The organism is Pseudomonas sp. B20 (assembly GCF_020515755.1).
GTDB lineage: Bacteria > Pseudomonadota > Gammaproteobacteria > Pseudomonadales > Pseudomonadaceae > Aquipseudomonas > Aquipseudomonas syringae.
In genome coordinates, this window is the sequence record NZ_JAHPJG010000017.1 from 19,456 (window position 1) to 34,826 (window position 15,371).

The window sequence follows — 15,371 nt, forward strand, 5'->3', positions numbered from 1 at the left end:
GTGCAACAGTTGCTTGACTCCGTTAAATCGCTGTCCGCCCGTGAACGCAAGGCGCTGGCGGTGCTGCTCAAGCGTCAAGGGGTGAATCTCTACGGGGTCACGCCGATTGCCGTGAGGGAGACGCAGGCACCGGCCGCGCTCTCCTACGCGCAGCAGCGGCAATGGATCATCTGGCAACTGGAGCCGCACAGCGCGGCCTACAACATTCCGCTGGCGCTGCGCCTGCACGGTGCGCTGAATGTCGAGGCATTGCGACGCAGCGTGGAGCAACTGATCGAGCGTCACGAAACCCTGCGCACGACCTTCGAACAGCAGGGCGATGAAGCGCTGCAGGTGGTGCATCCGGCGTCGCCGCTTGCGCTCGGTGTCGAGCAGCTGGCGGCTGGCGAGTCCGTTGAAGCGTGGGTGGATCGGCACGTGCAGCAGCCTTTCGATCTGCTGCAAGGGCCACTGCTGCGGGTCAACGTGCTCAAACTGAGCGGGCAGGAGCATGTACTGGTATTGACCCAGCATCACATCGTCTCCGATGGCTGGTCGATGCCGATCATGGTCGAGGAGTTGATGCAGTTCTATCAGGCCGCCAGCCTCGGTCGCGAGATCACACTGGCGTCTTTGCCGATCCAGTACGCCGACTACGCCCTCTGGCAGCGCAACTGGCTGGAAATGGGCGAGCAGGAACGCCAGCTGGCGTACTGGAAGCAGCAACTGGGCGAGCAACAGCCGATTCTGGAGTTGCCCACTGATCGGCCGCGTCCTGCGCTGCGCAGTTACCAAGGTGCGCGACTTGACGTCGAGCTGGACGCCGCTCTGCTCGACGGCCTCAAGGTGCTGGCGCGTCAACAGGGCATCACGCTGTTCATGCTGTTGCTGGCCTCGTTGCAGACCCTGCTGCATCGCTACAGCGCTCAGGCCGATATACGCGTCGGTGTGCCGGTCGCCAACCGTACCCGCAGCGAAACCCAGGGGCTGATCGGCTTCTTCGTCAATACTCAGGTGCTCAAGGCCGAATTCACCACGCAGACCACCGTGGCCGAGCTGTTGCAGCAGGTCAGACACACCGCCGTGCAGGCGCAGGCCCATCAGGACCTGCCGTTCGAACAACTGGTCGAAGCCATGCAGCCGCAGCGCGACCTGAGCCGCAGCCCGCTATTCCAGGTGGCCTACAACCACCAGAGCGAAGGCCACAACCAGACCCGTGAGCTGGCAGGGCTGCGTCTGGAATATCAGGTGTCCGACAAGCACACCGCGCAGTTCGACCTGACCCTCGACACCTGCGAACGCCCGGACGGCCTGACAGCCGCACTGACCTACGCAACCGACCTGTTCGACGCGGCGACCATCGAGCGCATGGCCAGCCATTGGCGCAACCTGCTCAACGGCATGTGCCGCGACGTCAACCAACGCATTGCCGACCTGCCGCTGTTGAGCGTCGATGAGCGGCAAGACACACTGCGCGACTGGAACCGCGATCTTGCGGTTTACCCAAGCGCTTATTGTGCCCATCAACGTATCGAAACCCAGGCCGAGCGCACGCCGCTGGCCATCGCTCTGAGCTTTGGTGTCGAGCAACTGAGCTATCAACAGCTCAACCGCCGCGCCAATCAGCTTGCCCATAAACTGCGCGAACAGGGGATTGGCCCGGATGTGCGCGTCGGGCTGGCTGCCGAGCGCAGTCTGGAGATGATTGTGGGGATGCTGGCTATCCTCAAGGCCGGTGGCGCTTACGTGCCGCTGGACCCGGATTACCCGCAGGATCGCCTGAGCTTTCTGATGCACGACAGCGGTATCCAGCTGCTGCTGACTCAGACGTCGCTGCTCGACAAACTGCCAATCCCTGCACAGGTGCAGACGCTCGATCTGGCTGACGCTCTGGACGGTTACAGCACGGAAAACCCGCTCAACCTGACCACACCGGACAACCTGGCCTACGTGATCTACACCTCGGGCTCGACCGGCAAACCCAAAGGCACCTTGCTTGCCCATCACAACCTGATGCGCCTGTTCGCGGCCACGGATGAGTGGTTCGAATTCAGCGAAAAGGACGTGTGGACACTGTTCCATTCCTTCGCGTTCGACTTCTCGGTATGGGAGATTTTCGGCGCGCTGCTGCATGGCGGCCGACTGGTGATTGTGCCTCGCGAAGTAACCCGCTCGCCGGAAGATTTCCATGCGCTGCTGATCGAACAACAGGTCACGGTTCTCAACCAGACACCGTCGGCGTTCAAGCAACTGATGCGTGTGGCCTGCGATTCGTCGCTACCGCCGTCGTTGCAGAAAGTCATCTTCGGCGGCGAAGCACTGGACGTCGCCAGCCTGAAGCCGTGGTTCGAGCGCTTCGGCGATCAGACGCCGCAACTGATCAACATGTATGGCATCACCGAGACCACCGTGCATGTCACCTACAGGCCACTAACCGAAGCCGACACGCAGAACCCGGCCAGCCCGATTGGCGAGGCGATTCCCGACCTGTCGTGGTACGTGCTGGACGCTGATTTCAACCCGGTCGCCCAGGGTTGCAGCGGCGAGTTGCACATCGGCCATGCCGGTCTGGCGCGGGGTTATCACAACCGCGCCGCGCTGACTGCCGAGCGCTTCGTGCCGGACCCGTTTTCCAGCGACGGTGGCCTGCTTTATCGCACCGGCGACCTGGCGCGTTATCGGGCTGGTGGGATGATCGACTACGCCGGGCGTATCGACCACCAAGTGAAGATTCGTGGCTTCCGCATCGAACTGGGCGAAATCGAAGCGCGGCTGCAAGCGCACCCGGCGGTGCGTGAAGTGAGCGTGCTGGCGCTGGACGGGCAGTTGGCGGCGTACTTGGTGCCTACCGAGCCTGATCAGGATCAGCAGGGGCTTCGTGAAACGCTGAAAGGCGAACTCAGGGCGCACCTGCCGGATTACATGGTGCCCACCCATTTCATCGTCCTCGACAGCATGCCGCTGACTGCCAACGGCAAGCTGGACCGCAAGGCGTTGCCAGCGCCGGACGCCAGCCAGTTGCAGGCTACCTACAGCGCTCCGCAAGGCGAGCTCGAGCAGCAACTGGCAGCGATCTGGGCCGATGTGTTGAAACTCGAGCGGGTCGGGCGCAGCGATAACTTTTTCGAGCTGGGTGGGCATTCGCTGCTGGCCACTCAGGTGATTTCGCGCATTCGTCAGCAGCTGGACGTCGAGTCGTCGTTACGCGACTTGTTCGAAACGCGTGATCTGGCGGCCTTCGCGCTGGCAGCCGGCGCAGGGCAGGGTAATGACGCGCCGCGCTTCATCAAGGCCGACCGCACGCAGCCGCTGGGGCTGTCTTACGCGCAGCAGCGTCAGTGGTTCCTCTGGCAGCTTGACCCGGAGAACACCGCGTACATTATTCCCGCAGCCCTGCGCCTGCGCGGTTCGCTGGACATCGCGGCACTGGAGCACAGTTTCAGCGCGCTGATCGCCCGCCACGAAACCCTGCGCACGACCTTCCGCCAGCAGGGCGAGCATGCCGTACAGGTCATTCATGCGCCACGCGCCTTGACCCTGTCTGTCGAGTCGCTGCCCAGCGGCCAGAGCCTTGAAGCTTGCGTGCAGCAGGAAATGCAGCGCCCGTTCGATCTGGAGCAGGGGCCGCTGTTGCGGGTCCGTTTGCTGAACCTGAACACCGACGAGCATGTGCTGATTCTGACCCAGCATCACATCGTCTCCGATGGCTGGTCGATGCCGATCATGGTCGATGAACTGGTGCGCCTTTACGAGGGCTACAGTCAGGGCCGTGAGGTGAGCTTGACTGCGCTGGACCTGCAATACGCCGACTACGCACTTTGGCAGCGGACCTGGATGGAGGCTGGCGAGCAGGCCCGGCAGCTGGATTACTGGAAGCAGCAATTGGGCGATCAGCAGCCGATTCTGGAGCTGCCAGCCGATCGGCCACGGCCCGTGGTGCAAAGCCATGCCGGTGCGCGGCTGGCAGTCGAGCTTGAGCCTGCGCTGATCGATGGCTTGAAGCAGGTCGCGCGGCAACAGGGCGTCACCCTGTTCATGCTGTTGCTGGCGTCATTCCAGAGCCTGCTGCACCGTCACAGCGGCCAGTCGGACATTCGTGTCGGCGTGCCGATTGCCAACCGCAACCGCGCTGAAACCGAAGGCCTGATCGGCTTCTTCGTCAACACGCAGGTGCTGCGCGCCGAGTTTGACGTGCACACGACCTTCAACGAGTTGCTGCAGCAGGTCAAACACACCGCCCTGCAAGCCCAGGCGCATCAGGAGCTGCCATTCGAGCAACTGGTCGAAGCCCTGCAGCCACAACGCAGCCTCAGCCACAGCCCGCTGTTTCAGGTGATGTTCAATCACCAGAGCCAGGCCAGTGCCGACATCCGCGCGCTGCCCGGTCTGCAGGTCGAGGCACTGCTGCCGGACAGTTACCCGGCGCAGTTCGACCTGACCCTGAACACTGCTGAACATGACGGTGGCCTGAGCGCTGGCCTGACCTACGCGACAGCGTTGTTCGACCCGCGCACCATCGAGCGCATGGCCGGGCACTGGCTGGCCTTGTTGCAGGCCATCTGCGCCAATGCCGCACAGCGCATCGCCGAAGTGCCGATGCTCGACAGGGCTGAACGGCAGCAGATTCTCCACGGCTGGAACACCACAGCCGCAGACTTCCCCAGCGAGGACTGCCTGCACAGCCTGATCGAAGCGCAGGTACGTGCCACGCCGGACGCGCCGGCGCTGATTTTCGCCGCCGAGCAGATGAGCTACGCGCAACTCAACGCCCGCGCCAATCAGCTTGCGCATCGCCTGCGTGAGTCGGGCGTCGGCCCGGACGTGCTGGTGGGGATCTGTGTCGAGCGCAGTCTGCAACTGGTCATCGGTCTGCTGGCGATCATCAAAGCCGGTGGCGCCTACGTGCCGCTGGACCCGGATTATCCCGAGGACCGTCTGGCTTACATGATGCAGGACAGCGGTATCGGTTTGTTGTTGACCCAGACGGCGCTATTGGAGCGGTTGCCGGTTCCGCATCAGGTGCAGAGCCTGTGTCTGGATCAGGACGGCGACTGGCTGGAGGGTTACAGCACCGCCAACCCGGCTAACCTCAGCCATCCATTGAATCTGGCTTACGTGATTTACACCTCGGGTTCGACCGGCAAACCCAAGGGCGCGGGCAATAGCCATCGTGCTTTGGTCAACCGCTTGCACTGGATGCAGAAGGCTTACGCGCTGGATGGCAGCGATACGGTTCTGCAGAAGACGCCGTTCAGTTTCGACGTGTCGGTCTGGGAGTTCTTCTGGCCGCTGATGACCGGCGCACGTCTGGCCGTCGCGCTGCCGGGCGATCATCGCGATCCCGAGCGGCTGGTGCAGACCATCCGCGAGCATCAGATAACGACCCTGCATTTCGTGCCGTCGATGCTGCAGGCGTTCATGGCTCATCCTCAGGTGGAAAGCTGCAACACGCTGCGCCGAGTGGTATGCAGCGGCGAAGCACTGCCTGCCGAGCTGGCCGCTCAGGTGCTCAAGCGGCTGCCGCAGGCGGGTCTTTACAACCTGTATGGCCCGACAGAAGCCGCCATCGACGTGACCCATTGGACGTGCAGCACGGATGACATCCTCAGCGTGCCGATCGGGCGGCCGATCGACAACCTGAAAACCCACATCCTCGACGACGGTCTGCTGCCAGCTGCACAGGGCGTGGCGGCGGAGTTGTACCTGGGGGGCGTCGGGCTGGCGCGGGGTTATCACAACCGTGCAGCTCTGACGGCTGAGCGTTTCGTACCGGACCCGTTCGACGAGCAGGGCGGCGGCAGGCTGTACCGCACCGGCGATCTGGCGCGTTATCGCGACGCGGGCGTTATCGACTATGCCGGGCGTATCGACCATCAGGTGAAGATTCGCGGCTTGCGCATCGAACTGGGCGAAATCGAAGCCTGCCTGCTGGAGCACGACAGCGTTAATGAGGCGGTGGTGATCGACGTTGACGGCCCGTCCGGCAAGCAGCTGGCGGCGTATCTGGTGGTCGAGCACCACGACGATCAGTTGCGTGATGCGCTCAAGGCCTTCCTCAAGGAATCGCTGCCGGATTACATGGTGCCCACGCATTTCATCGTGCTGGACAGAATGCCGCTGAGCGCCAACGGCAAGCTCGATCGCAAGGCACTGCCGAAACCGGACGCCAGCCAGTTGCAGCGCCAGTACGTCGCGCCGTCCACAGAGCAGGAACAGCATATTGCGGCGATCTGGGCTGATGTGCTGAAAGTCGAACGTGTCGGCCTGAGCGACGACTTCTTCGAGCTCGGTGGCCACTCGCTGCTGGCGACGCAGCTGATTTCCAGAATCCACACCGGCCTGGGAATCGACATTCCGCTGCGCCTGATCTTCGAGAAACCGCAATTGAACGAATTTATTCAGGCCTTCGCTGGCAGTGGCCTGTCGCTGACCGAGGACGGCTTGTCCGATATTGAAAAAATGATGAATGAAATGGCGGGTATCTGACATGGACAAGTCTGCAGCAGAGCGTATCGCCCAGCGTTTCGTCGGCTTGCCCGTCGAACAGCGCCGGCAGATCCTCGCCAAGATGCACGAGACCGGACAGAGCTTCAAACTGCTGCCCATCGCCGTGACCCGGCATGCCGCAGCGCGTATCCCGCTGTCCTACGCGCAGCAGCGCATGCTGTTTCTCTGGCAGATGGAGCCGGGCAACGCGGCCTACAACGTGCCCATGGCGGTGCGTCTGAATGGGGCATTGGACCGTCAGGCCCTGAGCGCGGCGCTGGACCTGCTGGTGCAGCGTCATGAAACCCTGCGTACCCGCTTCGTTTCAGAGGACGGCGTGTTCTATCAGGAGATTCTCGAGCAGGCCACGGTCGCCCTCGAGTTCGCGTCGGTGGCGCCCGCAGACATCGAGCAGCAGGTGCGCGCCGAGTTGCAAAAGCCTTTCGATCTGTTGAGCGGTACGCTGCTGCGGGTCAAGCTGTTTCAGTTGAGTGAAAGCGAACACGTACTGACCGTGTGCATGCATCACGTGGTGTCCGATGGCTGGTCCGGCGAAGTGCTGATTCGCGAGTTCGTGCAGTTGTATCAGGCGCAGGTATCGGGGCAGCCAGTGCCGTTGCCTGCGCTGGCGATTCAGTACGCCGACTACGCGATCTGGCAACGCGCCTGGCTGGAGGCCGGGGAGGGCGAGCGGCAGTTGCACTACTGGAAACAGCAACTGGGCAGCGAACATCCGTTGCTGAGCCTGCCACTGGATCATCCGCGTCCGCTGCAACCCAGCCATCGCGGTGCGAGTGTGCGCGTCGACCTGCCGCAGCAACTCTCCGCGCAACTGAAAAGCCTGGCGCGCAACAACGGCCAGACCCTGTTCATGGTGACACTGGCGGCGCTGTCGGTGGTGCTGTCGCGCTTCAGCGGACAGTCCGACATCCGCATCGGCGCACCCAATGCCGGGCGCACACGCAGCGAGCTGGAAGGGCTGATCGGCTTTTTCATCAACACTCAGGTGCTGCGTGTGCAGGTGGACGAGCGGCAGAGCTTTGCCGAGCTGCTGGATCAGGTCAAACAGGTGGTCACGGGCGCGCAGTCGCATCAGGAACTGCCGTTCGAGCATCTGGTGGATGCCTTGGCACCGGAGCGCAATCCGGGCCACAACCCGCTGTTCCAGTTCAAGATCAATCAGCACGTGCTGGCGGCCGATGGCAGCGGGCAGCGCGTGTCGGGCCTGACGGTCGATGAGTTCCCGATGGGCAGCAGCGATGCGCGTTTCGACCTGGCCTTTGACTTCACCGACACGCCCAACGGGATACGCGGTTATTTTACCTACGCCACCGACCTGTTCGCAGTGCAGACCATCGAGCGTATCGCCGACGCGCTGCGCAGCGTGCTGCACGCACTGGTTTCGGACACCGACCGGCGTCTGGCCGATCTTCCACACGCGGTATCGTCGCTGGTCGCCGAGCAAACCCAGGACTTTGCCTGCACCGATTTTCTCAGCCTCTGGCAACAGGGCCTGCGTGCCGGTCGTGGCAAGACTGCGTTGCGTGTGGGCCAGCAGGTGTTGAGCTTTGACGAGCTTGAGACACGCAGTAACCAATTCGCCCGCTACCTGCACGCCCAGGACATCAAGTCGGGCATGACCGTCGCGCTGTGCCTGGACCGCTCTGTGGAATGGGTGGTCAGCCTGCTGGCGCTGCTGAAACTGGGCGCGGTGTACCTGCCGCTGGACAGCGCGCAACCGGCCGAGCGCCTGCAGCAACTGGTCCGTGACAGCGGCGCGGTGCTGCTGGTGCATGCGCCCGAAGACGACAAGGCCGCGCGGTTGGGCGTGTGCCCGGCGCTGGCGTTCGATGCTGCACTGTTGGCCGCTGTCGACAGCCAGACGCTGGACGTTCGGGTGCTGCCCGGGCAAGCGGCGTACATCATCTACACCTCCGGCTCCACCGGGCAGCCCAAGGGCGTGGTGATCAGCCACGGCGCGCTGGCCAACTATGTGCAGGGCGTGCTCGAGCGCCTGGCGTTGAACGACGGGGCGAGCATGGCGATGGTGTCGACGGTCGCTGCCGACCTGGGGCACACGCTGTTGTTCGGTGCGCTGGCGTCCGGCCGGACGCTGCACCTGCTGTCTCACGAACAGGCGTTCGACCCTGACGGTTTTGCGCGTTATATGGCCGAGCATCAGGTTGACGTGCTGAAAATCGTGCCCAGCCATTTGCAGGGCCTGCTGCAGGCCGCCAACCCGGCGGACGTGCTGCCTGGGAAGGTGCTGATTCTGGGTGGAGAGGCCAGCGCCTGGGCGTTGATCGAGCAGGTGCGTGCGCTCAAACCGGGCTGCCGGATCATCAACCACTACGGCCCGACCGAAACCACGGTCGGCATCCTGACCTACGAAGTGGCCGGGCACCTCAGTGCCTGCCGTAGTGTGCCGGTCGGTCAGCCGCTGGCCAACGGCAAGGCGCGGGTGCTGGATGCCTACCTCAACCCGGTGGCCGAACGGGTGGCCGGTGAACTGTATCTGGGCGGGCGCGGGCTGGCGCAGGGTTATCTGGGCCGTGCGGCAATGACCGCCGAACGCTTTGTGCCGGACCCGGACGCCAACGGTCAGCGCCTGTACCGTACAGGCGACCGCGCGCGGTGGGTGGATGGCGTGCTGGAATACCTCGGCCGTGCTGACGATCAGGTGAAAATCCGCGGTTACCGGGTCGAGCCGGGCGAGGTCGGCCAGCTTCTGCAAACCCTGGAAAACGTCGCCGAAGCCGTGGTGCTGGCGCAGCCGCTGGAAAGCGATGAAACACGTCTGCAACTGGTGGCCTATTGCGTGGCGGTAGCCGGCACGAGCCTCAACGTCGACAAACTGCGTGAGCAACTGGCGGCGCGCCTTCCGGAGTATCTGGTGCCCGCGCAGATCATGCTCCTGGAGCGTCTGCCGGTGACCGCCAATGGCAAGCTCGACAAGCGCGCCTTGCCCAGACCTGGCGTGGTCAAACAGCGTTACACCGCGCCGGTCGGCGAGATCGAGGAAAAGCTCGCCGCCGTGTGGGCGGATGTGTTGAAACTGGAGCAGGTCGGCAGCACCGACAACTTCTTCGAACTGGGCGGCGATTCGATCCTGAGTCTGCAGATCATCGCCCGCGCCAAGCGTCAGGGCATCAAGCTCAGCCCCAAGCAATTGTTCGAAAAACAGACCATCGGCCAACTGGCTTCGGTGGCGAAACTGATTGAAAAGAAGTCCGCCGCCGTAGCAGAGCAGATCAGCGGTTCGTTACCGTTGCTGCCGATTCAGGCGTGTTTCTTCGAGCTGGACATCCCTGAGCGTCAGCACTGGAATCAGGCGCTGATGCTCAAGCCGTTGCAAACGCTGGAGGCTGCTCATCTTCAGTCAGCATTGACGGCGTTGGTCGAACAGCACGACGCACTGCGTCTGGGTTTCTCCCAACAGGATGGCCAATGGCTGGCCACCTTTGGCGCGCCGAACACTCGCGAGCTGCTCTGGACCCATGAGCTGGACAGCATCGAGCGCCTGCCTGAGCTGGCCGACGAGGCGCAACGCAGCCTGAACCTGAAAAACGGACCGCTATTGCGTGCCGTGCTGATCAACCTGCCGCAAGGTGAACAGCGCCTGCTGCTGGTGATTCATCATCTGCTGGTGGACGGCGTGTCATGGCGGGTGTTGCTGGAAGACCTGCAACAGGCTTACATCGCCCTGGCAGCAGGTCAGCCAGCGCTGCTGCCGGCGAAAACCAGCTCGCTGAAAAGCTGGGCCGAGCACTTGCAGGCCTACGCGCAAAGCCCGGCGCTGGAGCAGGAATTGGGCTACTGGCAGGCGCAATTGCAGGACGTCAGCGATGCCTTGCCGTGTGATCATCCGCATGGCGGCCAGCAACAGCAGCACGCGCTGTCGGTGGTCACCCAATTGAACAGCGAGCTGACCCGGCAACTGCTGCAGGACGCCCCGGCGGCTTACCGCACGCAGATCAATGACCTGCTGCTGACCGCGCTGGCGCGGGTTATCAGCCGCTGGACCGCGCAGCCCCATGCACTGATTCGTCTCGAAGGCCATGGTCGCGAAGACCTGTTCGACGCACTGGACCTGAGCCGCACGGTGGGTTGGTTCAGCAATGTGTACCCGGTCAGGCTCACCCCGCAGGCCTCGCTGGCCGATTCGATCATGACCATCAAGGAGCAACTGCGCGCAGTGCCCGACAAGGGCATCGGTTACGGCGCGTTGCGCTACCTGGGCCGCGAATCGGCGCGGCAGACCCTGCAAGCCCTGCCGCTGGGCAGTATCGTGTTCAATTACCTGGGGCAGTTCGACGGCAGCTTCGACGCACCGGAAGCACTGTTCACTCCTTCGGCCGACAGCAGCGGAGCCTCACAAAGTGCCGCTGCGCCGCTGGCTGCACCAATCAGCATCAACGGTCAGGTTTACGCCGGTGAGCTGCGCCTGAGCTGGATCTTCAGTGGCGCGGTGTTCGAGCGCGAGACCGTGCAGCGCCTGGCCGATGATTACGCCGCCGAATTGCAACAATTGATTGCCCATTGCACCACCGAAGGCGTGGCGGGGGTAACCCCGTCGGACTTTCCGCTGGCACGCCTGAGCCAGTCGCAGCTGAGCAGTTTGCCAATAGCTGCCGGGCAGATCGAAGACCTCTACCCGTTGGCACCGATGCAGCAGGGTATGCTGTTCCACACCCTGTTCGAGCAGGAGGCGGGCAATTACATCAACCAGATGCGCATCGAGGTCAGCGGTCTGGACGTGCCGCGTTTCCGCGCCGCCTGGCAGGCTACGCTGGATGCTCATGAGGTGCTGCGCAGCGCTTTCATCAGCCATCTGCAGCCAGCGCTGCAAGTGGTCTTGCGTGATGTGCGCATGCCTTTTTTCGAGCTGGATGCCCGAGCGCAGTCGTCCGGCTGGATCGACCAATGGGCCAATGCCGACCGCCAGCAGGGTTTCGATCTGGCCCACGGGCCGTTGCTACGCCTGGCCGTATTGCGCACCGGCGAGCAGAGCCATCAGCTGATCTACACCAGCCATCACATCCTCATGGATGGCTGGAGCAGCTCACGCCTGCTGGGTGAAGTGCTGCAGCGTTATAGCGGCCAGACACTGCCGAGGCAGGTCAGCCGCTATCGCGACTACATCGAATGGTTGCAGCGCCAGGATGCTGGTCTCAGCGAGCGTTTCTGGGCCGATCAGCTGGCCAGGCTCGATGAGCCCACGCGGCTGGTGCAGGCCTTCAAGACGCCTGAGAATGGGCAGGGGCACGGTGATTACCTGCACTCGATCGACGCCGAGAACACCCGGCAACTGAGCGAGTTTGCCCGCGAGCAGCGCGTGACCCTCAACACGCTGGTGCAATCGGCCTGGCTGCTGGTGCTGCAACGCTACACGGGGCAGTCCAGCGTCACCTTCGGCGCAACCGTGGCCGGGCGTCCGGCGGATCTGCCGGGTGTCGAGGAGCAACTCGGGCTGTTCATCAATACCCTGCCAGTGATCGCCAGCCCACGTGCCGAGCAACGGGTGGCGGAGTGGGTGCAACAGGTGCAGGCGCAGAATATCGCCCTGCGAGAGCACGAACACACGCCGCTGTACGAGATTCAGCGTTGGGCACGCAGCGCTGGCGAGGCGCTGTTCGACACCATTCTGGTGTTCGAAAACTACCCGGTGTCCGAAGCCTTGCAACAGGCGGCGCCGCCGGGGCTGGTGTTCGGCGGTCTGCATACGCAGGAGCAGACGCATTACCCACTGACGCTGGTGGTCAATCTCGGTGAAACCCTGTCGTTGCGCTTCAGTTACGCCCGTCAGGCGTTCAGCGAGCAACACATGGCGCAGTTGTCGGCGCATTTTCAGCAGGTCCTGCAGGCGCTGGCGCATGACTCACAGGCGGCGCTTGGCGAACTGGCGCTGTTGAACGACGACGAGCAGCAGCATGTGCTGCGCGCGTGGAACGCCACAGCCGCAGACTTCCCGAGCGAGGACTGCCTGCACAGCCTGATCGAAGCCCAGGTGCGCGCCACGCCGGACGCGCCGGCGCTGATTTTCGCCGCCGAGCAGATGAGCTACGCGCAACTCAACGCCCGCGCCAATCAGCTTGCGCATCGCCTGCGTGAGTCGGGCGTCGGCCCGGACGTGCTGGTTGGGATTTGCGTCGAGCGCAGTCTGGAACTGGTCATCGGTCTGCTGGCGATCATTAAAGCAGGTGGCGCTTATGTACCGCTGGACCCGGATTATCCCGAAGATCGGCTGGCTTACATGATGCAGGACAGCGGGATTGGCTTGCTGCTGACCCAGGCTTCGTTGCAGGAACGCCTACCAGTTCCTGCGCAGGTACACAGTCTGTGCCTGGATCAGGACGGCGACTGGCTGGAAGGTTACAGCACTGCCAACCCGGTCAACCTGAGTCACCCGCTGAACTTGGCTTATGTGATTTACACCTCGGGTTCGACCGGCAAACCCAAGGGCGCGGGCAACAGCCATCGTGCGCTGGTCAACCGTCTGCACTGGATGCAGAAGGCTTACGCGCTGGATGGCAGCGACACGGTTCTGCAGAAAACGCCGTTCAGTTTCGACGTGTCGGTCTGGGAGTTCTTCTGGCCGCTGATGACCGGCGCACGTCTGGCCGTCGCGCTGCCGGGCGATCATCGCGATCCCGAGCGGCTGGTGCAGACCATCCGCGAGCATCAGATAACGACCCTGCATTTCGTGCCGTCGATGCTGCAGGCGTTCATGGCTCATCCTCAGGTGGAAAGCTGCAACACGCTGCGCCGAGTGGTATGCAGCGGCGAAGCACTGCCTGCCGAGCTGGCCGCTCAGGTGCTCAAGCGGCTGCCGCAGGCGGGTCTTTACAACCTGTATGGCCCGACCGAAGCGGCCATCGACGTGACCCATTGGACTTGCAGCACGGATGACATCCTCAGCTTGCCGATCGGGCGACCGATCGACAACCTGAAAACCCACATCCTCGACGACGGCCTGCTGCCTGCTGCACAGGGCGTGGCGGCGGAGTTGTACCTGGGTGGCGTCGGTCTGGCGCGGGGTTATCACAACCGTGCGGCGCTGACGGCCGAGCGCTTTGTGCCGGACCCGTTCGACGAGCAGGGCGGCGGCAGGCTGTACCGCACCGGCGATCTGGCGCGTTATCGCGAAGAGGGCGTTATCGACTATGCCGGGCGTATCGACCATCAGGTGAAGATTCGCGGCTTGCGCATCGAGCTGGGCGAAATCGAAGCGCGTCTGCATGAGCATGCCGCCGTGCGCGAAGCCACGGTGATCGACATCGACGGGCCGTCCGGCAAGCAACTGGTGGCTTATCTGGTGCCGACCGATGCCGCTCAGGCGCCGGACGTTCTGCGCGAGCGTCTGCAGGCCCATCTCAAGGCTCACGTGCCGGATTACATGGTGCCGGGCTACTTCGTATTTATCGATTCGATGCCGCTGACCGCCAATGGCAAGCTGGATCGCAGGGCTCTGCCGAAACCGGACGTGGCCCGTTCACAGCAGGGTTATGTGGCGCCGCGCAGCGCATTCGAGCAACGCCTTGCTGCGTTGTGGGAGCAGGTGTTGCACGTCGAACGGGTCGGGCTCAATGACAACTTCTTCGCCCTGGGCGGGCACTCGCTGCTGGCGGTTTCACTGGTGGGCAGGATTCGCGAGACGTTCGATATCTCCATCAAGCTGCATGACTTGCTGTTGCTGCAGACCCTGGGCGAACTGGCCGATTTCATGCGCGCCGATGAAGCCAGGGTCAAATCGGCGGTCATCGCCATGAACGCCAATGGCTCGGCGCATGCGCCACTGTTCTGCCTGCCTCCGGGCGGTGGTGGCACCTATTCGTATTACCCGCTGGCGGGCAGGTTGAGCGACAGCCGAAGGGTTTACGGGCTGGTCAACAAGGCCTATGTGGTGCCGGGCTGGTTCGATACGTCGTGGCAGGACATGGTCGACTACTACGTCGAACAGATCCGCATGACCCAGCCGCACGGGCCTTACAACCTGCTGGGCTGGTCGATGGGCGGCGCGCTGGCCGTCGAGGTCGCGCATGTGCTGGAGCGTGCTGGCGAGGTTGTGAGCTTTCTCGGGCTGGTCGACACCCAGCTACCGGCATCGGTCGGCATGCAATGGGTCGAAGAAGAGCCGCACGTCACCACGCAGCAGCAGGGCGAAAACTACTACCGCAGCCTGATCAAGAGCCTGCAGGCCTTTGTGCCGGGCTTGCAGGAGCAAACCATTGTCGACCTGATCGAAACGGCCCGGCAGTCGGTGACCGGGGAGAGTGAGGTGATTGATCGAGTGATCGAGCAGATCGCGCTGCAACACGCGATGAACGTCGACAGCCTGCGCAGCATGTTCCAGGACATCGCGGTGCAGGACGAAATTGAAACCGGTTACACATTGCTGGAAGCCAACGCAAAACTCAGCCAGGCGTTTACCTTGAAGACCCTCAATGTACAGGCCGATTGCTGGTGGGCAGGGCAAAGCCGCAAACCGGGGCAGATTGCCAAGGCCGAAGCAGTGCTGCTGGAACAATGCTCGGTCAACGGACTGCGCAGCTCGACGACGATCGATCAACGACACGACAACCTGGTGATCGCGGAAGCGTTTCTGCAGGGGCTTGCCGAGCGGTTGGTGTGACGCGGAGCGTCACGAACGGCATTCCCACGCTGGAGCGTGAGGAACGATAGGCGTCTGGGCTGGCGCGTACGGGACGATAGGTGTCAGGGCTTGAGTGTGAGGGACGATACGCGTCCTGAAGAACACTATCGTGCCCATGCTCCAGCGTGGGCATGCCTTTCTGGACGCTCTGCGTCCTCTCTTGAGTGCGTGGTGCGGCGTAGCTGGTGTGACGCAGAGCGTCACGAACGGCATTCCCACGCTGGAGCGTGAGGAACGATAGGTGTCCGGGCTG

At 63.1% G+C, this 15,371-nt stretch carries 2 protein-coding genes; both read left to right on the forward strand.

Annotated elements, in window-relative coordinates; genetic code table 11:
* Positions 1-6,465, forward strand: coding sequence for a non-ribosomal peptide synthetase (locus LIX91_RS17030; protein ID WP_226488836.1), 6,465 nt, complete (start codon positions 1-3; stop codon positions 6,463-6,465).
* A 1-nt stretch (position 6,466) separates the two neighbouring features.
* Positions 6,467-15,097 carry an amino acid adenylation domain-containing protein gene (locus tag LIX91_RS17035; protein ID WP_226488837.1) on the forward strand — a complete coding sequence of 2,877 codons (8,631 nt, stop codon included), beginning with the start codon at positions 6,467-6,469 and terminating at the stop codon, positions 15,095-15,097.
* Positions 15,098-15,371 lie beyond the last annotated feature (274 nt).

Bases quoted from the DNA above. Each gene is read 5' to 3' on its own strand.
- LIX91_RS17035 (WP_226488837.1), top strand. From the start codon at position 6,467: ATGGACAAGTCTGCAGCAGAGCGTATCGCCCAGCGTTTCGTCGGCTTG.